The following is a 22,484-nucleotide window of genomic DNA, read 5'->3' as shown; positions in this document are numbered from 1 at the left end:
CTGGGCCTCACAAGCATGGCGCGTCATGGTATGCTGCGCGCCCCGGCACTCGCACTCCCTACCATCAGCATGGCCAAACTGTTTTTTCGATACGCCGCGATGAATAGCGGCAAAAGCACGCAGCTGCTGCAGATCGCCAACAACTATGAAACCATGGGCAAAGCGGTGACGCTGTACACCAGCGCCATCGATGACCGCTACGGCGTGGGCATGGTGACCTCGCGGCTGAATATCCAGCGCGAGGCCAACACCTTCGACGCCGGATTCGACTTTCTGGCGCAGGACTACGGCGACACGGCCTGCATCCTGGTGGACGAAGCGCAGTTCATGACGCCGGAGCAGGCGCAGCAACTGCACCGCCTGGCCCACACCCGCCATATTCCGGTGATCTGCTTTGGCCTGCGCACCGACTTCCGCGGCCACCCCTTCCCCGGCTCCGCCTGGCTGTTGTCGCTGGCGGAAGACGTGGAAGAGATCAAGACCATCTGCCAATGCGGCCGCAAAGCGACGATGCACATCCGCATCGATGGCCAAGGCCACCGGGTAAAAGAAGGCCCGCAAGTGGAAATCGGCGACGAGGCGCGCTACCGCGCCGTATGCGGCCAATGCTTTCATCGCGACTGATCCGCCCGCGCGGCAGCCTCGCCTCGGGCCGGCCAAGCCGGCCCGTTTTCACTCCGCCGCCACGTAAGCCCGCAGTCTATGCCCATCCGGGTCCAAGGCCACAAAAGTGCGGCCGAAGTCCATATCGGTCATAGGCTGCAAAATGGGCAAACCCAAGGCTTGCCAACGCGCCAGCCCCGCCTCCAGCGCGGCGGCATCCTCGAACTGGACAATCAATTCCCCTCCGCCGCCCAAGACCTTGGCGCCCGGCTCCACCGTATGGCACGACCACAAGCCCAAACGCATGCCGGAAGCGAACTTGAACATCGCAAAGGTGGGCGACGCCTCAATCGGCTGCAGATCAAACAACTGCGAATAGAAACGGGCGCTGCGCGCCGGCTGGTCCACATACAGGATCACAAAATTGGGGTGTTGCATGGCGACTCTCCTTGGCTGAACACCGGTCAGGTCCCGGCATGCGTTCATGCTAAGCCATGGCACTGTCAAATTTTGTCAGTAGTGCGCACAATTTAGATATGACAATATGCTTTTACTTCTGACACTTTCCGCACCTCGCCAACCATGCCAAACCTATCTGTTGATTTCCTTCCGTCCAGCCCATGCGACTCACCGCCAACCCAATTGGCATCCGAAACAGCACCAGATATCGCTATCCGCCACGCAGAGGAAAGCGACCAGGCCCACATCGCTGGCTTTGACGAAATGGGCGGCAACCGCCAACAAGAAATCGCCAGTGGCTGCTGCCTGGTGGCGGAACAACATGATCAAGTCGTGGCCTATGCCAGCTATCAGCCCGCCGGGCTGCTGGGCCAGCCGCTGCTGACCTATCTTTGCGTCGCACCCGCCATGCGCGGACAAGGCATAGCCAAGCAATTGGTGGAAACCATACAGGCAGGCCAGAGGGAGAATGCTGCTCTCCTCCACTGAAGACTGGTGCCTCGCCAGCCAGAAAATCTTCACGGACTTGGGCTGACGCAAGGTCGGCGAGCTGGCCGGCGTCAACAAGGATGGTTCGATCGAATATTTCTACGCCGTCGATTTAAAACAACACCGAGGCGCATAACGTAGCTGCAAGCGATAAAACAGAGGAGAAACCATCATGCTGTTCACTGAGATGCCCATCCTCAACCACCCACAAGCCATCCTCCGCCCGCTGCGTCAGGACGATATCCAACCCTGGTTCGACTATCTGACGCAGGAGGCTGTCTACCAGCACACCAGCTGGAATGTGCAGTCCCCCGCCGAGCTGGAGCACTACGCCTGGCAAACGGAGCGTTTCACCGATAGCAGCGCCCTGCGCTTCGCCATCGCCGACCGCGGCAACGACCGCCTGCTCGGCACCGCCGGCTTCCATACCGTCATGCCCGTCAATGCCAGCGCGGAATTGGCGTATGATCTCTCCCCCGCCGCCTGGGGGCGCGGCCTGGCCTTCGCGGCCTGCGCCAGCTTGCTGGCCTGGGGACATACTCGCATCGGCCTCGCCCGCATCCAGGCCACGGTCTTGCCGGCCAACCAACGCTCCATCCAGGTGCTGGAGCGCAACGGCTTCGAGCGCGAGGGGCTGCTGCGCAGCTATCGCAAGGTGCGCGGCCCGTCGCGCGACTTCTGGATGTACAGCCATATACAGGAGAGATAGATGATCCAATTGGCCACAGAGGACCAGGAAATAGAACGCTGCTTCGCCGTGATGCGCCAGTTGCGGCCGCATCTGCAGGCGGAGAACTTTGTCGCCATCGTGCGCGCGCAGATGGCGGAGGGATACCAGCTGGCTTATCTGCTAGATGGCGATGCCGTAGCCTGCGTGGCTGGCTTCCGTATCCAGCGCACGCTGGTGGCCGGCAAAAGCCTGTACGTTGACGACCTGGCCACCGACGACAGCGCGCGCTCCCATGGCCACGGCGCGGCGATGATGGCTTGGCTGCGCCAGCTGGCCAAGGATCAGGGCTGCAGCGAAATCCATTTGGACTCCGGCGTGCAGCGCCATCGCGCCCATCGTTTCTATCTGAACCGCAAGATGGACATAGTGGCCTTCCACTTCTCGGAAAGCCTGCGACATGATTGAGATCGTGCCGCATCAAGCCCGCTGGGCCGCGGAGTTCCAAGCCCTCGCCAGCCAGCTTCGCGCTGCCTTGGGCCAGCTGGCGCTGCGCATCGACCACATCGGCTCCACCGCGGTGCCCGGCCTGGCCGCCAAGGACGTGATCGACGTACAGATCACGGTGGCGGAGTTGGACGAGACCGCGGCCAGCCGCCTGAGCGCAGCCGGTTTCGAACGCAAGCCGTTCCACCGCGACCATCTGCCGCCAGGCAGCGACGATGCGCCGGAGCAATGGGCAAAATTCTTTTTCCGCGAACCCGCGGGCCAACGCCGCGCCCATATCCATGTGCGCCGCGCCGGCAGCGCCAACCAGCGCTACGCCCTGCTGTTCCGCGACTACCTGCGCGCGCAGCCGGCCATGGCGGCCGCCTATGGGGAACTGAAGCGCAGGCTGGCAAACAGCCTGGAGGACTGGGAAACCTATCCCGACGTCAAGGATCCGGCGGTGGACTTGATCTACCTGGCGGCGGAACAATGGGCAGAGCGAAGCGGCTGGCGGCAGGACCAACAGGGCTACTGACAGAAACTGACCGCGTCATGGATTACATTCCGGACACCCGGCACAGCCCCGGGCCATCCAAAACTTGACAAGGACAATCCTGTGACGCGCGCCATTACCCTCCTCACCGAGCACTTTTCCGACTGGGAAACAGCCCTGATCAACTCCTCGCTGCGTTTTTATTATGGCTGCGAGGTGCGCTTTGCCACACCCGGCGGCACGCCCGTCACCTCCTCCGGCGGGTTGATGGTCACCCCGCATCTGGCCATTGAGTCCATTCAACTCGATGGGCTAGACCTGCTCATCGTATGCGGCGGCACCATCTGGCAAACCGATCAAGCGCCGGACCTGACTGCCTTGCTGGCCGCCGCCCATGCCCAAAACATTGTGCTTGCCGGCATTTGCGACGGCACCCGCGTGCTTGCGCAAGCCGGCGTGCTAGACAAGGTCCGCCACACTTCGAACTCCGCGGACAACTTGTCTGCGCTTGCTTACGCGGGCGCCGCTTACTATCAGGATGTGCCTTACGCGGTTGCCGACCAAGGCGTGGTCACGGCCCCGGGCACCGCGCCGGTGAGTTTCATGGCTGAAATTCTCAATACGCTGGGCTTCGGCGGCGCCGACCTGGATGCCTACCTGGCCATGCACGCCGCCGAGCATCGCAAGCGGGCTTAGCTTGCCTCCTTGTCGCGCGCCTTGGCTCAGGGCCTCTGTGCGGGCGGCACTACGTTGACATGTCGTCAAACCGCATCGGCGGCGATTCCCAAACGCTGCCGCCATTCCCTTAACAAAGCCTGGCGGCGGCGCGGGTAGCGCTCATTCAGGCTGTCGCACTGTTGAATCCGATCACAGCGGAAATGGCGGAAATCCTGCCGCAGCTCGCACCATGCCGCCAGCACCTGCACTTTTTCAAAGAAGCCGACGGCGAATGGCCACACGATCCGTTGGCTATCGTCTCCCTTGATGTCGCGATAACACAAGGCCAGCTTGCGCTGCTGGCGGATGGCGTCGCGCAACGCGGCCATGTCCACGGCCATCTGCGGCCCCTCCGCCGGCCCGACCAGCAAGGTTTCATCCTCCAGCCGCCGCCGCAGATCGTCCGGCAGCACCGCCGCCACCTTGGCCAGCGCATTGCCGGCGGCGCGGGCCAGACGCGCATCGGCCCGCTTTTCCACCCAGCGCATGCCCAGCACCAGCGCCTCGATCTCCTCTTCGGCAAACATCAAGGGCGGCAGCAGGAAGCCCGGCCGCAACTGGTAGCCCATGCCCGGCTCGCCGGCGATATTCGCGCCCTGCAGCTGCAGGCTGGCGATGTCGCGATAGACGGTGCGCACGCTGACGCCGAGCTGGTCGGCCAGCGCTTGCGCCGTCACCGGCAGGCGATAGCGCCGCAGCAGCTGCAGCAAGTCAAGCAGTCGTTCGGAACGCGCCATGGCTCAGCTTATCGCAGGGTAACCGTTGGTCCCGTCCGGCCATGGCGTCAGCACCTCATAGCCATGCTCGGTGACCGCCACCATATGCTCCCACTGGGCGGACCAGGAACCATCCTGCGTCACCACCGTCCAGCCGTCGCCCAGCTGGCGGGTGGACGCCTGGCCGGCGTTGATCATCGGCTCGATGGTGAACACCATGCCTGGTTTCAGTTTCATGCCGATGCCCGGACGGCCGTAATGCAGCACCTCCGGCTCCTCGTGGTACACCTTGCCGATGCCGTGGCCGCAATATTCGCGCACCACGCTGAAGCCAGCGCCCTCGGTCAGGGTCTGGATGGCGTGTCCGATGTCGCCGAGCGAAGCGCCCGGACGCACCGCGCGGATGCCGGCGCGCATCGCGTCATAGCAGGTGTCCACCAGACGCCTCGCTTCCGGACTGGGCGTGCCGACATAGAACATCCGGCTGCTGTCGCCATGCCAGCCGTTCTTGATCACCGCCACGTCGATATTGATGATGTCGCCGTCGCGCAAAATCTGCTTGGGCGACGGAATGCCATGGCACACCACCTGGTTGACCGAGGCGCAGATGGTCTTCGGATAGCCGTAATAGCCTACATTGGCCGGTTTGGCGCGCTGCACCTTGACGATGTGCTCGTGACAGCGCGCATCCAGCTCCTCAGTGCTGACGCCGGGCTTGACGTGCTCGCCTATCATGGCCAGCAGCTCCGCCACCAGCTTGCCCGCCTCGCGCGCCTTGGACACCTCGGCCGGGGACTTGATCACCACCCGGCTCATCGCGCCACCTCCTCGCCCTGCCGCTGCAGGTCCAGCCCCATGCCGCCTTGGCTGGCGCGCAGCAACAGCTGGCAGATTTCGCTGTAGCGCAAGTCGGGATGCAGCTCCGCCAGCATGCCTATGCGCAGCCAGTGCTCGGCCTGGGAGTTGATGGAGCGGCTCAGCGCCTCGCTGGCGGTGCGCAGATTGTCATGCATTTGCTCGGAAATCTTGACGATGCCCATGTGGTTCTCGATATACGTTTAATATATGAAACATATATTAGCTATGCAAAACCACCCTGGCAAGCATCGCCATCAAGCCGAAATGCCTTCCGCAGGCCTAGCCTGAGCGCCAAATCGCTGAGACACGCCACCCCAGCCCGGGCTGTGGCTGGAATCACACAGCGTGCAAGCCTGTATTCTCAACGATTCCGCGGTTTGCCGCGCCATTTCCGTTCAGGCCGCTTGCAATTGCATTTGAAATTGTACAAAATCAAACCATGGAAACCGATAAGCCCAATCAGCACGGCGGAAAACGCTCAGGCGCCGGCCGCAAGTCCGCCTTCGGCGGCGACAAAACCGTCGCCGTCCGCGTGCCGGAGCCGCTGCGCGCCATTCTGCAGCAATGGCTGGAGGATTATCGCAGCTGGCGCACCGTCAACAGCGAGCAAGCCTTCGACTTCCGCACGCTGGGCGCGCAGTTGAGCGAGCTGTCGCTGCCGCTGTTCGCCGGCAGCGTGCCCGCCGGCTCGCCGGTGGCGGCGGACGATATGAAGGAAGCCGACATCGACCTGAACACGCACCTGGTGAGCCGCCCGGGCGACACCTTCATGGTGCGGGTCAAGGGCGATTCGATGCAGGGCGCCGGCATCCATGATGGCGACCTGCTGCTGGTGGAGCGCGTCAGCGAACCGCGCAATGGCAAAGTGGTGGTGGCCGCGCTCAATGGCGAACTCACTGTAAAACGGCTGGAACGCGGCCCGAATGGCCTGCGGCTGCTGCCGGAAAATCCGGCCTATCAGCCGATAACCGTGCCGGAAGACGCTTCGTTTCATATCTGGGGCGTGGTGACCAATGTCATCCACAAAGTCGACTAATCGTCGCCAATCACGCCTCGCAGCGCATGCTAGCCAAGAATGCGCAACCCAGGATCACGGCGTGCTTAGCGGCGCCTATCGGCAAGCAAATGCACAGCTCGTTGTTTTGTCAGCTCAAGCAAAAACAGGAGATCTTCCATGGGAAAGCACAGCGATCACATCAAGATGAAGTTCAACGACTGGAAGCGTCTGCCGCGCCCTTATCGCGCCATGATAGAAGGCCAACCCCAGGTGCTGACCAGCCGCACCGGCCGCCATGTGTTTGTGCCGGTGCAATTTGTCTGAACCTCGCCAGGCCGGAAGTCCTGGCAAATGACAAGGCGCGGCTCAGGAATGGCAGGCAGGAGGACGGGTCAATGCTTGTTCAGCCCAAAGAAATTGCGGATGCGCTCCACCAATTCGCCGCCATGCGGCACCCCCTCTGTCTCGTCCAATAGCGCTTCCGGCATTTTCCTGCGGCGCTCCTCCAGCCGTTCCGCCAGAATCGAGGAAATCGTCTCGGCCAATTCCTTGCGCGAGACCAGGATGGCCTGAAACGCCTCCTTGTCCAGCCTCAGGCACTCCACATTGGACCGGGCGATCACCGTGCCGCTGCGCGACTCCCCCGTCATTAAGCCCATCTCGCCAAAGAAGCTGCCGGCTTTCAACACATCCACCAGCTTGCGCCGGCCGTCCGGCAGCGTCACCCACACCTCCACCTCGCCGGACAGCATGATGTACAGCCAGTGCGCCACCGCCCCCTGATGCATGATGATGTCGCCGGTGACAAACGGCGTGAATTTCAAGCGGTCGGCCAGGATCACCATCTCTTCATCGTTCAGGCCCGACAGCAACTCCACCTTGCGCAGCGCCAGCACCCGTTCCTCCAGGTGGCGCTTCATCCGCGCTTCGATGTACTTCTCGTTTTCCTTGATCGTCAGCACATTGAAGAACGGCGATGCCATGCGCATATTATGCCGGCGCAGGGCCGCGTCGATATGGGTGCGCACGATGGAGTCGGTATAGTCGTCCGCCGACAGATCGGTCAGCCAATAGCGCACCGCATAGCGGCTGAAGCCGTTTTCAAAGGCCATCAGGATGCAGCTCGGCTCCGGCGACTGGGCGACGCCCGGCAGCTGGGCCTCGCGCAAGGAATGCTCCACCACGCTGATGATCTGCGTCGGCAGCGTCTCCCAATTGATATTGAACCAGATCCAACGCCGCCATTGCCTGGCTGCGCCATGGCGCTTGCCGAGGATGGAAAAGTGGTTCTTCACCAGCACGCTGTTGGGAATCACCACGGTTTCCCAGTTGCGCGTTTCCAGAATGGTGGCGCGCCAATTGATTTCGACCACTCGCCCGATCAGATCGCCAGCCTTGACCCAGTCGCCGATATCGACGGAGTTGTCAAACTGCAGAGTCAGCCCGGCCAGGAGATTGCCCAGCGTATCCTGCATGGAAAAGGCCAGCACCGCAGTGATGACGGCCGACGTGGTGACGATGTGGCTCAGATCCAGACCGGCCAGGCGCAATAACACCAAGCCCCAGCCGACATAGCCTATGGCCACGACGATGTCTTCGAGAATCCGCGATGGATGCAGCCTGAGGACAGGAATCAGCAAGCGGAACAGCAGCATGGCCCATACGCGGATCAGCGCCAGGCCCACCACCACCACCGCTGCCTGACGCAGCACTTGGCCGACAACGCCAGTCAGGTTGAAGTTGATCAGCAACAGGCAAAACAGCGCGATTCCCATGGAGCGCGCGACGCGTGTGCGGCTATCGTGGCGCAAGGCATAGAGCAGCGCGGCGAACAAGGCCGTCACGCCGACAAACAAGGCCAGCGATCCATGCCAGGCAATGGACATCAGGCTTTCCAGCCAGCCGACCGCAGGAAGAGATTCCATGTATTTTCCGTCACGACTTTTGTTTTATTAATAGTTCATGACAGAGTACAAAAAAAATCCCTCCCGTTTTAAGGGAGGGTGCAAGGTATCGGGGAAGTGTAAGTTCCGCAGCCAGGCGGCCGGCAGAATTTACAACGTTGCGCTTATACCAAAGCACAACGCCATTTGATGTTATCAACAACATCCCGCTGGCGATATGAGTATATCTACTTACCCAATTTTGACTTTAGAATATCCTCAATCTTTTCAGCCTCTTGCTCGCGCCGCACTTGCTCAAACAGCTCCGCTGCCTCCGGCCAGCTGCGCTTGAGCAAACCTAGCCACTGCTTCAGCCGCGCCGCCGGATAACGGTTCTCTGCGGACTTCTGCCAGCATTGGCGGAAAAAGTCCTCCACCCATGGCAGCATATCAGCCCAGGCCATAGGCTGCGCCGGCGCGCCGGCAATGATGCGCGCCGCCAGATCCGGACAGGCCACCAGGCCACGGCCTATCATCACCGTGTCGCAGCCGCTTTCCGCGCGGATCGCCCGATAGTCGTCCAAGGTCCAGACCTCGCCATTGGCGATCACCGGAATCGTCAACGCCTCGCGGATGCGGGCAATCCAGTCCCAATGCGCCGGCGGCTTGTAGCCCTCCACCTTGGTGCGGCCATGCACCGTCAATTCGTCGGCGCCAGCGCTGGCGATGGCCTGCGCGCACTCCAGCGCCCGGCTCTTGTCTTCGTAGCCCAGCCGCATCTTGGCGGTGACGGGGATGTCGGCCGGCACCGCGCGCCGGGTGGCGGCGACGATCTGATGCAGCAGCTCCGGCTCATTCAGCAACACCGCGCCGCCGCGATGACGGTTGACAGTCGGCGCGGGACAACCGAAATTCAAATCAACCCCCGGCGCGCCCAGCGCGGCGGCCTTGGCACCGTTTTCAGCCAGACAGGCAGGATCCGACCCCAGCAGTTGCACGCGAACCGGCACGCCGGCGCGGGTCTTGCCGCCATGGGCCAGCTCCGGCGCCAGCCGCATGAAGGTGCGGGTGGGCAGCAACACGGAAGTGACGCGGACGAATTCGGTGACGCACAAATCGATGCCGCCAATGCGGGTCAGCACATCGCGCATCACATCGTCGACCAGACCCTCCATGGGGGCGAGGACCAGCTTCATTGTCTAACCTGCTGAGAAAAAGGGCGTTATTGTAACCCAACACCAACATAAACATCAGGGAGATTGACCGATGCCCGCCTCCATCGCCATTGCCACTCCGGAATCCGTCGCGGACTGGCTGCCGCTGTTCACGGCCTATCTGGGCTTTTACCGCGTCAGCCACCCGGCCGAAGCTTGCCAGGACTATCTAAGCGAAAGATTGCGCCGCCGCCAGGCCGTGGCCTTCGTCGCCAGCGAAAACGAACAGCCGCAGGGCTTTGCCTTGTTGTACACCGGTTTTTCCTCGCTGACGCTGAAACCCTGCTGGGTGCTGCACGACCTTTACGTCGCGCAGGAGGCGCGCGGCAGCGGCATCGGCGAGCTGCTGATCCAGCGCTGCCAGCAATACGCCCGCGATCTGGGCGGCGGCGAGATCATGCTGCAGACCGCGCACGACAATCATGCTGCGCAACAACTGTACGAGCGCACCGGCTTTACCCTGGACCGGGATTTCCGGGTCTACTACTGGAACAGCGAGCATCCTTGACGCTGCCGCCCGGCTTGCGGCATCCTCGCCCCCCGTTCTACCCAAGCAGGAGGCCAGCATGCCCGCTCCCGGCATCTATCAACATTTCCGCAATCGCCAGCTCTATCAGGTACTGGACGTCGCCATGCACACGGAAACCAATGAACCTATCGTGATGTACCGCGCGCTGTACGGCGAATACGGCCTGTGGGCGCGGCCGGCTGCGATGTTCACCGAAACGGTGGAGCACGAAGGCCGTGTCGTGCCGCGCTTTGCCTTGATCCAGCCTCTCTGAGCGTGCGATGCGCCTCTACCGCACCGACCAGTTTCCGCTGCCGCTGCCGGCAGGCCACCGCTTCCCGGCGGAGAAATACCGGCTGCTGGCCGACAGGGTGGCGGCCTTCGCCGCGCCATGGATGGAGCCGGCGCCGGCCGCTACGCGGCTGGAACTGGCCCAAGCCCATGATCCGCACTACATAGAGGCCGTGCTGAGCGGCACGCTCAATCCCAGGCTGCAACGCGAAATCGGCCTGCCGTGGTCGCCGGAGTTGGTCGAACGCAGCCTGCGCTCGGTCGGCGCCACCATCGCCGCCAGCCGCTGCGCCCTGCTCGAGGGATGCGGCGTCAACTTGGCGGGCGGCACCCACCACGCTTCCCGCGCCAAGGGCAGCGGCTTCTGCGTGTTCAACGACGTCGCCGTCGCCGCCATGCTGATGCTGAGCGAGGCGCGCGTGCGCCGCGTGCTGGTGGTGGATCTCGATGTGCATCAGGGCAACGGCACCGCGGCCATGACCGCGGACGAACCCCGCATCTACACTTTTTCCATGCACGGCGCGCGCAACTTCCCGTTCCGCCGCGAGGCCAGCACGCTGGACATCGACCTGCCGGACAATACGGACGACGCCGCCTATCTGGCCACGCTGGCCCGTGCCCTGCCGCAGGTGTTCGAGGCCTCCCGGCCAGACTTGGTGTTCTACCTGGCAGGCGCCGACCCCTACCACGGCGACCGGTTAGGCCGACTGGGCTTATCAAAGCAGGGTTTGGCCGAGCGTGACCGCATGGTGCTGGATGCATGCCGCCGCCATGATGCCGCGCTGGCGCTGACCATGGCCGGCGGCTACGCCGTTCCGATAGAAGACACCGTGACAATCCAGGCGGAAACCGTCAGACTGGCTTGTGCCGCCTTTGGCGACGCAGAACTGCGCGCCGCGGCGTCTCGAATCAATGGAAGCTGAAGGAGAAAACATGGAACAGGCGGTTTTGGGCGGCGGCTGCTTCTGGTGCCTGGAAGCGGCTTTCGCGCCGCTGCGCGGCGTCAGCAGCGTGGTATCCGGCTATTGCGGCGGCCAGGAAGCGAACCCCAGCTACAAACAGGTTTGCGGCGGCGCCACCGGTCATGTGGAAGTGGTGAGCGTCACCTTCGACCCGGCGGTCATCGACTACGCCACCCTGTTGCAAGTCTTCTTCGCCGTGCATGACCCGACCACGTTGAACCGCCAGGGACACGACGTCGGCAGCCAGTACGCCTCGGTGATTTTCTGCCAGAACGACGCGCAGCGCGCCGTCGCAGTGGAAACCATGCGCCAGCTGGAGCAGGACGGCGTATTCGACGCGCCCATCGTCACCCGGCTGGAAGGCTCGGCCACATTCTACCCCGCAGAAGACTATCATCAGAATTACTATGCGCAAAACCAGCAGCAAAACTATTGCCAGCTGGTGATTTCGCCCAAACTGAGCAAGATTAGGCAAAAATTCTCGCATTTATTGCAAAACAGCTAGGCGCAATGCCGGGCGGGGCCGGTATAATGGCGCGCGCCCAACCGCATTGACATTCCGCCCACATACTTGCCCCCACCGAAGCCAGAAGCATGCCAGACGTTGAAGTGCCCCGCTCCTCTGCCCTCTGCGCACTGTCTACTCATCTGCAACTGCTGCGAGACGCCTCAAGCCGCAGCAAATGGCTGAGCGCCTTATGCTGGCTGCTGGCCTTCGGCATGCTGTTTGGCCACACCCTGCTGCAGGATATCCGGCAACAGCGCCAGGCATTCCACGAAACCGCCAGCCTGCTGCGGCAAAGCGCCGATCGCGCCTTGCGCGACAGCCTGCGCCTGCAGAACCGAGCGCAGGAGATCGCCGCCGCCGCGCCGCAGAATAGCCAATCCCAAATCCGCGAACTGGCCCAGGCGGCTGCGCCCAACCAACCGCAACTTTACTTCATCGGCTATCAGCCGCTGATCAGCCAGCCGGAACGCAAGCGCTTCGAACAACAACAGGCCCGCGCGCTGGGCAAGCCTTATCGCATACAGGACTACCTGCACGACCAGAACAACAGCTGGCGCAATCCGGCAGCCTGGCGCGAGGCCCCCGCCCGCTCCCGCTATCTGCCTCTGAGCATGGCGGAACCGGGGCTGGCCTCCCCGGACTGGCGCGAAATGGGCTTGGACCTGCTGGACGACAGCGTGCTCAGCGCCTCAATCCACCAGGCGCTGGGCCACATGCAGGCCATCTCCCCCACGCTGCGGCTCTACAATGGCGAACCCGGCGTGGCGCTATTTCAAACCGTATACCGCGTCGAGCCGCCCTCGCCGGTGCCCATGGTGCGGATAGAACAATCGGCCGGCGTGGTCATGCAGATTCTTTATTTGAAACCGCTGCTGACCTTGCCGGACGCCGCCGCCCAACGCTACACCGTGCAATTGCTGCGGCGCGATGGCGAAACGCCCGCCGCGCTGCCCTTGGCGCGGGAACGCCTGGCAAACGGCCTGAGCGAATGGCTGCCCATGCTGCAACGCCAGGACAGCCTGCCCGGCCTGCCCTATGACCTGCTGCTGAGCCGACAGCTGAGCTTCGAACGCGCCACATGGGGCGAAGCCGCGCTATGCGGCTTGTTCGCCCTGCTGCCGGCCTATCTGCTGTGGCTGGCGCTGGCGCTGCTGGAACAACAACGCCGCGCGCGCGAACGCAGCCAGGACGATATCTACCGCGAACGCGAATACGCCAGCGTCGCCTTGCGCAGCATCGGCGACGCCGTCATCAGCATAGACACCCAGCAAATCATCCAGTACCTGAACCCGGCCGCGGAAATGCTGCTGGGCCTGCCCGCCGCCCAGGCGCTGCAGCGGCGCCTGCAGCAGGTGGCGCCGCTGCATTACGAGTTCTCGCGCCAGCCGGTGCGCGACCCGGTGGAACAAGCCGTAGCCACGCTGCAAGTGGTATACCTGGCGCAAAACTGCTACCTGAAGCGGCGCGGCGGCGAAAAGCTGCTGGTAGAAGGTTCAGTGTCGCCGCTGCTGGGCCGCAACGGCCAGTTGATCGGCACCGTGCTGACCTTCCGCGACACGGCGCCGATCCGGCGCCGCATGCTAGCCGCGCTGGAGGCCAGCGAAACCCGTCTGCGCCAGCATGAGATGGAACTCGCCCGCGTGGCGCGCATCAACACCATGGGCGAAATGGCCTCCGGCATCGCCCATGAGATCAACCAGCCGCTATCGGCCATCATGAGCTATTGCCAGGCCGCGCTGAGCCTGCTGGATGACGACGAAACCGATATGGCCATGCTGCGCCGTGCCCTCACTTCGTCGGTCAACCAGGCCGACCGCGCCGGCCGCATCATCCACCGCCTGCGCGAATTCGTCACCCGCAAAAACCAGCAGCTGGTGCCGTTGCAGCTCAATCAGGCCGTGCACAATGCGCTATCGCTGCTGGATTACGAGCTGCATGATCACGACATCCATATCGAGCAAAACTTCGCACATGAGTTGCCGTTGGTATACGCTGACACTATCCAGCTTGAACAAGTGGTGCTGAATTTGGCTCGCAATGCGGTAGAAGCCATGGAGCAGACCCGCCCCTGGGGACGGTTGAGCATCACCACCCGCAAACAGGGAGACCGGGTGCAGCTGATCATAGGCGACAATGGCTGCGGCATTCCCCCGGACACGCTGGACCGGATCTTCGACCCGTTTTTCAGCACCAAGCCAAACGGCATGGGCCTGGGTCTGGCCATCTGCCAGACAGCGATCGAAGCCTTTGGCGGCAAGCTGATCGCCGGCAACAAACCCGGCTCGGGAGCGGAGTTCATCATCGACCTGCCATGCGCCGCAAGCTGCGTGGCGGCACCATCCGGAGTAGAAGCCTGATGCAAAATACCACCCCTACCGTTTTCATCGTCGACGACGATCCCGCCGTGCTGGATTCGCTCGCCATGCTGATCACCGCGCAGGGCATGCGCACCGTCAGCTATCCCAACGCGATGGAATTCCTCGATGCCTACCAAGGCAACCAGATCTGCTGCCTGGTGCTGGACATCCGCATGCCGCAGATCACCGGCCTGGCGCTGCAGGAACAGTTGATCGAGCGCGACATCAACATCCCCATCGTCTTCATCACCGGCCATGGCGACATCGAACAATGCCGGCGCGCTTTCCAGACCGGCGCCATCGACTTCCTGACCAAGCCGATAGACCAGAACCGGCTGATCTCCAGCCTGCGCCGCGGCATCCGCATCAGCATCCAGCAGCACCAGCAGGAAGAGGAAACCCAGGAGGTCATGAGCCAGCTCTCCCGCATCAGCGGCCGCGAGCGCGAAGTGCTGGAGCTGGTGGCGGATGGCCTGTCCAGCAAGGAAATCGCGCGCGAACTGGACCTGTCGCCGCGCACCATCGAGGTTCACCGCGCCAACCTGTTCAGCAAGCTCGGCGTCGACTCCCTGGCCGACCTGGTGCGTTTCTACCTCAAGGCGTTGGAGGCCACCGGCAAAAAACGCAGCGACGACGTTTTTTTCAACGAACCGCCGCCAAACCAGTAAAATCGTCGCATGCAAAGACTGTTCAAACACATTTGTCTAGTAGCGCGCCACAGCAAACCCGGCATCACGCCCTCATTGCTGCAGCTGGCTGATCATCTGGCAGCCGGCGGCGCCACGGTGCTGATCGACAAGGACAGCATCGCCGCGGACGAGGCCGGCGGCCATGCGCTGATCGACCGCAACGACATGGGCAAGCTGGCCGATCTGTGCATCGTGCTGGGCGGCGACGGCACCATGCTGTCCATCGCCCGCTTACTGGCGCCGTACCGCGTGCCGCTGGTCGGCATCAACCAGGGCCGGCTGGGCTTCATGACCGACATCCCGCTGCACGAGATGCTGGATTCGATAGACGCCATCCTGCTCGGCAAATTCGTGCCGGAAGACCGCATCCTGCTGCAGGCCGCCGTCATCCGCGAGGACGCCGAGGTGGCCAGCGCGCTGGCTTTCAACGACGTGGTGTTCAGTCGCGGCGCGGTGGGGTCGATGATCGAGTTTGAAGTGTTCATCGACAACCAGTTCGTCTATAGCCAACGCTCGGACGGCCTGATCGTGTCCACCCCCACCGGCTCCACCGCCTACTCGCTGGCCTCTGGCGGCCCCATCCTGCACCCCACGCTGCAGGCCATCGCCCTGGTGCCGATCTGCCCGCAATCGCTGTCCAATCGGCCGATTGCCGTCAACGACTCCTGCGAGGTGGAATTCATGCTCACCCGCGGGCTGGACGCGCGCGTGCACTTCGACGGCCAGCTGCACTGCGACCTGATGGAAATGGACCGGGTGCTGATCCGCCGCTACCGCAATCCGCTGCGCATCCTGCACCCCGAGGGCTACAACTACTACGACATGCTGCGCCACAAGCTGCACTGGGGCGAACGGCTGATCTAACCGGCACACCACACACCATGCTTCTCTCGCTGACCGTAAAAGACTTCGTCATCGTCGACAGCATCGCGCTGGACTTCACACCCGGCTTCACCGTGCTCACCGGCGAAACCGGGGCCGGCAAATCCATCATGCTGGATGCGCTGGGCCTGCTGCTGGGCGACCGCGCCGAAGGCGCCCAAGTGCGCGAAGGCGCCGAGCGCGCCGAAATCACCGCGGAATTCTCCATCGCGCAACGACCGGAAGTGGACGCCTGGCTGGCGGAAAACGAGCTGGCCGGCGACGAAGGCATACTGCTGCTGCGCCGGCTGATCGACCGCAACGGCCGCTCCAAGAGCTTCGTCAACGGCCAGGCCGCCACCCTGGCCCAGTTGAAACAGCTTGGCGAATTCCTGGTGGACATCCACGGCCAGCACGCGCATCAGTCACTGATGAAGAGCGAAACCCAGCGCCAGCTGCTGGACGCCTACGCCGGCTCCGCCGCCCTGGCGCGCGATGTGCACAAGGCCTGGCAGGAATGGCAGGCCGCGCGCCAGGCCCGGCAGGACGCCGAACGGCTATCGCGCGAATCGGAAGTGGAGCGCGAACGCCTGACCTGGCAGATCGGCGAGCTGAGCGAACTCAATCTGCAACCGGACGAATGGGTGGTGCTGAACCAAAGCCACACCCGGCTCGCCAACTCGGCCGAACTGGTGCAAAGCGCCCTGCAGGCGGTAGACGTGCTGTCAGAAAACGACGATAGCTGCCTGAGCCAACTGGCCCATGTGCAGAACCGCCTGTCCAAGCTGTCCAATCTGGACCCCAGGCTGGCCGACACGCTGTCTCTGCTGGATTCGGTGGACGCCGAGCTGCGCGAAGTGGTGTACAGCCTGCGCGACTACGCCAGCGACATCGACCAGGACCCAAGCCAGCTGGTGGAAATGGAGCGCCGGCTGGACCTGTTGATGAGCACCGCCCGCAAATACCGGGTACAGCCGGCCGACCTGGCCGACAAACTGGCGGACTGGCAGCGGCAACTGGCCGCGCTGGAAGCCAGCGTGGACGTGGAAGCGCTGAGCGTGGCCGAATCCGCCAGCCTGGCGCGCTACCGCACCTTGGCCGAAGCGCTGTCCGGCAAGCGCCGCCAAGCCGCCAGCGAACTGTCCGACCGCATCTCCGGAGAGATGCAAAAGCTGGCCATGGGCGGCGCCCGCTTCGCCATCGAACTGTCCGCGCTGGCCGAGCCCGGCGCGCACGGCATGGAATCCATCGAATACCTGGTGGCGGCCAATGCCGGCACCAGCCTGCGGCCCCTGGCCAAGGTGGCCTCCGGCGGCGAACTGTCGCGCATCAGCCTGGCAATGCAGGTGGTGATCAGCCAGGTGGCCAGCGTGCCCACGCTGATCTTCGACGAAGTGGACGTCGGCATCGGCGGCCGCGTGGCGGAGGTCATCGGCCACATGCTGCGCGACCTGGGCCAGCGCTATCAGGTGCTGTGCATCACCCACCTGCCCCAGGTGGCCTCCTGCGGCAAAAACCATTGGCAGGTCAGCAAACGCGAACACAAAGGCCAAGTGCTCAGCCGCATCGCGCCGCTGGACGCCGAACAGCGCGTGCTGGAAATCGCCCGCATGCTGGGCGGCGCCGAACTGACCCAAACCACGCGCGAACACGCCGCGGAAATGCTGGCAGCCAACGCCGCCGCCCTCTAGCCAAGCGCGGCGATTCCGGTTAGAATTGCCGCCTCTTACCGATTCCGCAACCAGGCAAAGCTGTTTTCATGCCATGGTTTTGGATAAGCCGGAAAATTTGAGATTTTGGAGGTTTGGGTGAGTGGTTTAAACCAGCAGTCTTGAAAACTGCCGACGGGCAACCGTCCGTGGGTTCGAATCCCACAGCCTCCGCCAATACAAAAGGCCCGGATAGATCGTCCGGGCCTTTGCCATTCGCCCCCGCCACGGCAAACACGCCATCATCCAATTAACTACACACAAAAATGTTCTCTGCAATCTTGCTTATGTGTGTATAGATTCCGGCAGATCGACTGCCACGCCTACCCCGCCGCCTTCTGCTTGATGTCGCCCAGCACGGCGATGATGCGCTGGACCGTAGCTGCCGGGAAAATCGCCATTGGCCCGGTCGCGCTCAGGCTGGTAAACGGCGATTCGAATAAGCGGCTCGGCTCCATCACGCCGTTTTCGGTCAGCTCGCGGACTATCAGTTGGATGAGCTCAATCTGGCCGGCCGGGACTGATTGACATGGGTACGCAGAACAACCAGGGGTAAAGATCACGATCAAGCCGATCGAAAACGCCCAGGCCGCATGCTGAGCAAGCAGGGGCGAGATGCACGCATCGACGATTCAGAACCTGGCGGGGCTGTGCTTCCAAATGGAAACCACGTTGCTTTTGAAGACCCAGCATTTTGGCCAGTACGAACCGCCCGAATTCGAGGCGCTGACGATGCAAGAGAAGAAGGCCCAGGCCGCCATGATCATGGCCAAGATCAACCGGCTGCTCAATTTTCAGCGCGCCATGCTATGGGCCCTGCACGTCCAGCGCGAAACCGAAATGATTTACCCCCCACACGCTCTGCAAGTACGGCTTCAAAACCGACCGGGACATCATCCGCAAATGGGCCACCGGCAAAGGCCCCAGCTGCCGCGACCTGGGCGACCGCCACGGCGTCCACCACACCACCCTGCATCGCTACGGCAAGAAGAACGTTAGCCAACTTGAGCAGGCGATGCACTCGGCTTACGCCGAGCCGAAGGGGCCTCCGGGGGAGGTCATAAGAAATCTGCGCTATGAGTCGACGCAAACTGCAAATATAAACCACCCAACCCAATATTCAAATGCATGACAAAATGTCGTGATTTGGAAAATCACAACCCTTTTTGACACCCTCCCAGCCGAGCTCTAGCCTGACGCCCAGTTCCAAGACACATCCAAGTCGCCTTTGAACCAAGCCAAGGATTGCGCTCGCATGAGAAAAATTGTCCTACCGGCAATCGCCACTCTTTTTTTGATGGCATCTCACAATGCCATGGCGGGCTATTTGGATTTCAGTTCGAATTGGGATGCGCCATCGACAAAGCCCATGTCCAAAAAAGCCGCTAGCAATGTGGTCATGCAATGCAGCACCGTCAAAGCCTATTACAGCATGGCCGGACAAACCTCCGGCGCAATGGTTGTAGCTGGCCCGCATGAGACTCCAACTGACAAAAATACTCACCTAACCGTTAGGCTCTACAAAAACAATAAGCATGAAAAGTCATGCCACGTATACGTAAACACAAAGCTGGAATACACAAGCTGTTCTTGTGAGTACGTGGATTAAAAAGCTCGCATCATCTAATTGCGGTCTTTTTTCATTTCAGGGCATCTTGAATTTTTGCAATCAAACGAGTCAAGGAGAGAATTATGGGTCAAGGTGGCCGCATTACCCTCGTCAATAGCACCAGTTACGACTGGAATAAAAGCTATGAGCACTCGTATCAAATGAACAGCTGGTCCTTCCCGCAAACCATACCTGCGGGAACGGCTGCAACCGTTTACGTGGAGTGGGATCAGAACATCTTCCACCACACAAGCGACGACGGAGGGGAAGCGACCTATACCATGAACGCCGGAGGCATCCCTCTCTCCTTCCAAGTACAAGCACGCGCCAGCAATGGCTTCAACCTGCAAATCGCTTTCCTCAGCATTGCCACGCAGAACAATCCCCAAGGCAGCGTCCTGCCGCTAGGCTGGGATCATGATGGCTACGTCAACTTCATCCTAGCCGGGCAAGTTGGATCCTTCACATCCAGCAATCCGCCGACATCATGGATGCAGAGCAACCTGATCTTCTTACGACAGCGGACATTGCGCCAGCTCTGCCTCCCAGGCTCCCACGATTCCGGCATGAGCCAGAACCACTCCCACACCGCCTTCGGCCAGCCGTGCAATACCATCACGCAAACGCTTAACCTGTTTGGCCAGCTCACGCAGGGCGCGCGTTACTTCGATCTCCGCCCAGTGATCAGCGGCGGCGAGTACTACACCGGCCATTACTCTGAAATCAGCGCATTGAGCTCTTGGCAAGGCGCCAACGGTCAGTCGATCGCCTCCATTATTTCCGACGTCAACGCATACACCGCATCAAACAGCGAGCTGGTGATCTTGAATCTGTCTCACGACCTGAACACGGATGTGGGCAACGGCAGTTACAGGTCATTCAATCAGAGTGAGTGGAACGCTCTGCTGACCGCTCTGGAAGGCATCAACAACCGTTACATCGACCCCAATCCGACAACCGTTGACCTGAGCAACAAAACCCTTGGCGCGTACATCGGCAATCGGCAGGCGCGCGTGCTGATCATTGTTCAACCAAGCGATAACTCCATCACGCTTGGCAACTTCGCCTCCCAAGGCTTCTACACCAACAAGAACCTGAACGTTTACGACAGCTACACAGGCACGAACGACCTGAACCACATGTCGTCGGACCAAATGACCAAGATGAAGGAGCAAAGAACGAGCCAAAACTCCAACCCGTTCCTGCTGTCCTGGACTCTGACCCAAAGCGATACCCAAGCCGCGACCTGCTTCACTTTGCCTGGTATCGATAGCATCCTGGACTTGGCCAATACCGCCAACCCGGCACTGCCCAGCATGCTGTGGCCGTCATTGACCAGCCAGTGTTACCCCAACATCCTCTACACCGACAACGTCAGCAATAGCCAGAATGCGGCATTGGCTTTGGCCATCAACTGGATGGCCTCATCGGCCGCGCTGGCCCACAGCGGCAGCCCGTTTGTGCCAGCCGGCAGCTATAACCTCTCCAGCCAAGATATCTCGGTCACATTTGAAGCTCGTTGCTTCAGCGTTGCCGGCGTCCCGGTTACCACGTCCATTACCTACTCCGCGGGCCAAGCCGTCCGGCTTTGCGACATATCGAACCAGAACGGCGAGCTGACCTTGGCTCTTGCTGCCTCGGGCGCGACGCCCAGCATGCCGACGCCGAGTGGCAACCCCTTCATACCTGCAGGCAGCTACATCCTGACTGGTCAGCCGGTGTCCATCACCATCAATGCCTCATGCCGGAACATCGCGGGCCAGCTTGTGAAATCGTCCGTTACGTTCGACGCCACACAGGCCGCTTCCCTGCTGGATATTTCCAACCAGAATGGTCAGCTCACCTTGGCCATGGAGTAAGAGTTCAAGAAATGCCCTCTCGTTTATCACGATAAGCGAGGGGGCGAACCACCTCCCCTCCCTGGGGGAGAGCATTTGATCCATCGCCACCCTGCGAGTGGCTGATGCGATTCAGATTGGCAGTACGAGGGGGCAGCATCGTATGTTCCGGCTGAACCAAGCAGGCCTAATCGGCATCTGCTCAGCCTGGAAAGACGATTGAAAGTCATATCAACGCTGTTGAATTCAATGGAGATTTTCTTATGGAAAAGACAGGCCTGTATTTGCTTAAGCTGAGCTTCACTCCCGAAAAAGGCATGACTGGCGCAGGCTCCATGACGCTGGCCGTAACGGTCAATGCTTCCACCGGCGCTCTACACGGCCAAGCACATGGCTCCATCCTGGAAGGCACGCAGCACTCCCCAACCTTCAGCTCCCCGGCCACAGGCGCCATGCATAGCACTGGCTTTGGCCACATCACCAGGGTTGGCGCCGTTCATGGCGAAGCCGCTGTATCCGTCGCCCCGCCGGCGATCGGCACCTACCTCGCCCCCTTCTCCGCCAGCTTCGGTCTCGGCGCTGACTGGACCGGCCAAGGCCAATTCACTGTAGGCACCCATACCTACAAGTGTGATGTGAGGATGGTTGATTAAGAGTTGCCCGCGAATGTGCTCAGTCGGGATGAACACATGCGCTTCACCGTAGCACTCTCCACCCAACTTTATTTCTGGAGCTGAATCATGACCATCAAAGTCACCAACAACTCGAACGAAACCTACCAAGTCGCGATCAACCAATGGGGTACCGGCGGCGATACCAGCTATTTTGCATTGACTCCCGGCAAAAACGACAGCTGGGACCGCACTGACTTTCGCGGCTTCGTGATGTCGCTGCAAGTACGCGGCAAGAGCACCGCCTACATCGTCTTCCCTGAAGATAACATCAGCATCACTGAAAACGGCGTCACTGCTAACGGCAAACCGATCAATCACTCGGTTGCTCTCGCCTGACTCTGCTCGCAGGACCAGCAATATGAAAACCCGCCAAGGCGGGTTTTCTCATCCAAGAAAGCTTAGCGCGACATTGCGAGACAGTGGGCCTCACGAGTAGCCAGCGGCACAACAAATACCATTGATATGAATGCATACAGCCATGCCACTCCAAATCGATCTCGCCGGCCCGATCCAACACGCACTAGCACCTCTGCTTGTCAGTCTTCGCGGCAGCAGCATCAAGCAGCTCCAAACTGGCTTCCAGCTTCATGAAATCCGCTGGCGCCCCAGAACCTTCCGATATCAGGGTTTTCAAGTCCTGTTTGCGCAGCATGATCATTTCTGAAACATCGCCTGACGACAGCCCCAAACCTTCCCGCAAGACTTCCTTTGCTTCATGCCGAAGCCATTGGATGATTTCTTGAGGCGTGGAAGGTATCTCATCCAATACCGCTTTCAGGTTCACAAGCTCTAGGGGCTGTTGACGTTTAGTGAGCTGTCGCGCCGGGATGCGTTTTGCGCCGAATCGAGGCGTTTCGCGCGCCGCATAGTCATTCTCTGCCAGCGCGGAACAA

29 protein-coding genes and 1 tRNA gene are annotated in these 22,484 nt (G+C 61.4%); 22 read left to right on the top strand and 8 right to left on the bottom strand.

Translation table 11 applies throughout. From position 1 onward, the window contains the following. Positions 1–15: 15 nt before the first annotated feature. A complete protein-coding gene (locus QUG01_RS07530; RefSeq protein ID WP_500829585.1) occupies positions 16–624 on the top strand; it encodes a thymidine kinase in 609 nt (202 codons plus the stop codon). A gap of 48 nt (positions 625–672) precedes the next feature. Here the strand turns inward: QUG01_RS07530 and QUG01_RS07525 are convergent, their stop codons facing one another. Beyond that, the gene (locus QUG01_RS07525) at positions 673–1,041 is read right to left on the bottom strand and encodes a VOC family protein (RefSeq protein WP_500829584.1); all 369 of its coding nucleotides are present in this window, start codon (positions 1,039–1,041) and stop codon (positions 673–675) included. Between the two features lie 144 nt (positions 1,042–1,185). Between QUG01_RS07525 and QUG01_RS07520 the strand changes: the two genes are divergently transcribed. The 5 genes from QUG01_RS07520 (at position 1,186) to QUG01_RS07500 (ending at position 3,896) form a co-directional block, all read left to right on the top strand. Continuing rightward, positions 1,186–1,551: a GNAT family N-acetyltransferase gene (locus QUG01_RS07520; protein WP_500829583.1), complete on the top strand. Its 366-nt coding sequence runs from the start codon at positions 1,186–1,188 to the stop codon at positions 1,549–1,551. Between the two features lie 172 nt (positions 1,552–1,723). Further along, positions 1,724–2,260, top strand: coding sequence for a GNAT family N-acetyltransferase (locus tag QUG01_RS07515; protein ID WP_500829582.1), 537 nt, complete (start codon positions 1,724–1,726; stop codon positions 2,258–2,260). Further along, the gene (locus QUG01_RS07510) at positions 2,261–2,686 is read left to right on the top strand and encodes a GNAT family N-acetyltransferase (RefSeq protein ID WP_500829581.1); all 426 of its coding nucleotides are present in this window, start codon (positions 2,261–2,263) and stop codon (positions 2,684–2,686) included. After that, a complete protein-coding gene (locus QUG01_RS07505; RefSeq protein WP_500829580.1) occupies positions 2,679–3,242 on the top strand; it encodes a GrpB family protein in 564 nt (187 codons plus the stop codon). Before QUG01_RS07510 ends, QUG01_RS07505 begins: the two co-directional genes overlap by 8 nt. 81 nt (positions 3,243–3,323) lie before the next feature. Then, positions 3,324–3,896, top strand: a complete 573-nt coding sequence (locus QUG01_RS07500) for a DJ-1/PfpI family protein (RefSeq protein WP_500829579.1) — start codon at positions 3,324–3,326, stop codon at positions 3,894–3,896. 65 nt (positions 3,897–3,961) lie between these two features. Here QUG01_RS07500 and QUG01_RS07495 read toward each other — a convergent pair whose 3' ends face one another. The 3 genes from QUG01_RS07495 to QUG01_RS07485 are packed head-to-tail and all read right to left on the bottom strand — an operon-like array spanning position 3,962 to position 5,673. Then, a complete protein-coding gene (locus QUG01_RS07495; protein ID WP_500829578.1) occupies positions 3,962–4,654 on the bottom strand; it encodes a helix-turn-helix transcriptional regulator in 693 nt (230 codons plus the stop codon). Between the two features lie 3 nt (positions 4,655–4,657). Then, on the bottom strand, positions 4,658–5,449 hold the full coding sequence (gene map, locus QUG01_RS07490) for a type I methionyl aminopeptidase (protein ID WP_500829577.1): 792 nt from the start codon (positions 5,447–5,449) through the stop codon (positions 4,658–4,660). Beyond that, positions 5,446–5,673, bottom strand: coding sequence for a ParD-like family protein (locus tag QUG01_RS07485; protein WP_500829576.1), 228 nt, complete (start codon positions 5,671–5,673; stop codon positions 5,446–5,448). Before QUG01_RS07485 ends, map begins: the two co-directional genes overlap by 4 nt. Before the next feature lie 257 nt (positions 5,674–5,930). Between QUG01_RS07485 and QUG01_RS07480 the strand changes: the two genes are divergently transcribed. After that, positions 5,931–6,527: a LexA family protein gene (locus QUG01_RS07480; RefSeq protein ID WP_500829575.1), complete on the top strand. Its 597-nt coding sequence runs from the start codon at positions 5,931–5,933 to the stop codon at positions 6,525–6,527. A gap of 138 nt (positions 6,528–6,665) precedes the next feature. Continuing rightward, on the top strand, positions 6,666–6,812 hold the full coding sequence (locus tag QUG01_RS07475; RefSeq protein ID WP_169829033.1) for a hypothetical protein: 147 nt from the start codon (positions 6,666–6,668) through the stop codon (positions 6,810–6,812). Positions 6,813–6,880: 68 nt separating this feature from the next. Here QUG01_RS07475 and QUG01_RS07470 read toward each other — a convergent pair whose 3' ends face one another. Further along, positions 6,881–8,413, bottom strand: a complete 1,533-nt coding sequence (locus QUG01_RS07470) for a cyclic nucleotide-binding domain-containing protein (RefSeq protein WP_500829574.1) — start codon at positions 8,411–8,413, stop codon at positions 6,881–6,883. Between the two features lie 206 nt (positions 8,414–8,619). After that, positions 8,620–9,567, bottom strand: coding sequence for a tRNA dihydrouridine synthase (locus tag QUG01_RS07465; RefSeq protein ID WP_500829573.1), 948 nt, complete (start codon positions 9,565–9,567; stop codon positions 8,620–8,622). Between the two features lie 70 nt (positions 9,568–9,637). On the opposite strand from QUG01_RS07465, the gene QUG01_RS07460 reads away from it, so the two are divergent. From QUG01_RS07460 to QUG01_RS07420, 9 genes are all read left to right on the top strand, one after another. Beyond that, on the top strand, positions 9,638–10,093 hold the full coding sequence (locus QUG01_RS07460; protein ID WP_500829572.1) for a GNAT family N-acetyltransferase: 456 nt from the start codon (positions 9,638–9,640) through the stop codon (positions 10,091–10,093). Between the two features lie 58 nt (positions 10,094–10,151). Continuing rightward, on the top strand, positions 10,152–10,367 hold the full coding sequence (locus QUG01_RS07455) for a DUF1653 domain-containing protein (RefSeq protein WP_103320541.1): 216 nt from the start codon (positions 10,152–10,154) through the stop codon (positions 10,365–10,367). Positions 10,368–10,374: 7 nt separating this feature from the next. Next, on the top strand, positions 10,375–11,307 hold the full coding sequence (locus tag QUG01_RS07450) for a histone deacetylase family protein (RefSeq protein WP_500829571.1): 933 nt from the start codon (positions 10,375–10,377) through the stop codon (positions 11,305–11,307). A 10-nt stretch (positions 11,308–11,317) separates the two neighbouring features. Next, positions 11,318–11,851, top strand: coding sequence for a peptide-methionine (S)-S-oxide reductase MsrA (gene msrA, locus QUG01_RS07445; protein WP_500829570.1), 534 nt, complete (start codon positions 11,318–11,320; stop codon positions 11,849–11,851). Between the two features lie 89 nt (positions 11,852–11,940). After that, positions 11,941–14,211, top strand: a complete 2,271-nt coding sequence (locus QUG01_RS07440) for an ATP-binding protein (RefSeq protein WP_500829569.1) — start codon at positions 11,941–11,943, stop codon at positions 14,209–14,211. Beyond that, positions 14,211–14,879, top strand: coding sequence for a response regulator transcription factor (locus QUG01_RS07435; RefSeq protein ID WP_500829568.1), 669 nt, complete (start codon positions 14,211–14,213; stop codon positions 14,877–14,879). The genes QUG01_RS07440 and QUG01_RS07435 overlap by 1 nt, the downstream gene beginning before the upstream one ends. A gap of 9 nt (positions 14,880–14,888) precedes the next feature. Beyond that, positions 14,889–15,764, top strand: coding sequence for an NAD kinase (locus QUG01_RS07430; RefSeq protein ID WP_500829567.1), 876 nt, complete (start codon positions 14,889–14,891; stop codon positions 15,762–15,764). A gap of 17 nt (positions 15,765–15,781) precedes the next feature. Beyond that, positions 15,782–17,452 (top strand): DNA repair protein RecN, encoded by a 1,671-nt coding sequence (gene recN, locus QUG01_RS07425; RefSeq protein WP_500829566.1) that lies wholly within the window; start codon positions 15,782–15,784, stop codon positions 17,450–17,452. A gap of 107 nt (positions 17,453–17,559) precedes the next feature. Then, positions 17,560–17,647: transfer RNA gene (locus QUG01_RS07420), tRNA-Ser, on the top strand. Between the two features lie 146 nt (positions 17,648–17,793). Here the strand turns inward: QUG01_RS07420 and QUG01_RS07415 are convergent. Next, on the bottom strand, positions 17,794–18,033 hold the full coding sequence (locus QUG01_RS07415; RefSeq protein ID WP_500829681.1) for a type I restriction-modification enzyme R subunit C-terminal domain-containing protein: 240 nt from the start codon (positions 18,031–18,033) through the stop codon (positions 17,794–17,796). A 52-nt stretch (positions 18,034–18,085) separates the two neighbouring features. On the opposite strand from QUG01_RS07415, the gene QUG01_RS07410 reads away from it, so the two are divergent. From QUG01_RS07410 to QUG01_RS07390, 5 genes are all read left to right on the top strand, one after another. Next, complete coding sequence (locus QUG01_RS07410; protein ID WP_500829565.1) at positions 18,086–18,469, top strand: hypothetical protein; 384 nt, start codon at positions 18,086–18,088, stop codon at positions 18,467–18,469. A 256-nt stretch (positions 18,470–18,725) separates the two neighbouring features. Further along, positions 18,726–19,079 carry a hypothetical protein gene (locus tag QUG01_RS07405; protein WP_500829564.1) on the top strand — a complete coding sequence of 118 codons (354 nt, stop codon included), beginning with the start codon at positions 18,726–18,728 and terminating at the stop codon, positions 19,077–19,079. Positions 19,080–19,162: 83 nt separating this feature from the next. Beyond that, positions 19,163–20,938, top strand: a complete 1,776-nt coding sequence (locus QUG01_RS07400; protein WP_500829563.1) for a PI-PLC domain-containing protein — start codon at positions 19,163–19,165, stop codon at positions 20,936–20,938. 242 nt (positions 20,939–21,180) lie between these two features. Then, a complete protein-coding gene (locus tag QUG01_RS07395) occupies positions 21,181–21,570 on the top strand; it encodes a hypothetical protein (RefSeq protein WP_500829562.1) in 390 nt (129 codons plus the stop codon). An 87-nt stretch (positions 21,571–21,657) separates the two neighbouring features. Further along, complete coding sequence (locus QUG01_RS07390; protein WP_500829561.1) at positions 21,658–21,927, top strand: hypothetical protein; 270 nt, start codon at positions 21,658–21,660, stop codon at positions 21,925–21,927. A 184-nt stretch (positions 21,928–22,111) separates the two neighbouring features. Here the strand turns inward: QUG01_RS07390 and QUG01_RS07385 are convergent. Then, the coding region (locus tag QUG01_RS07385; RefSeq protein ID WP_500829560.1) for a hypothetical protein at positions 22,112–22,484 on the bottom strand (373 nt) is incomplete at its 5' end.

This window comes from Chromobacterium sp. CCUG 76385 (assembly GCF_059916625.1).
The sequence above is the reverse complement of the archived record's forward strand: the minus strand, read 5'-3'. Positions and strand labels throughout refer to the sequence as shown.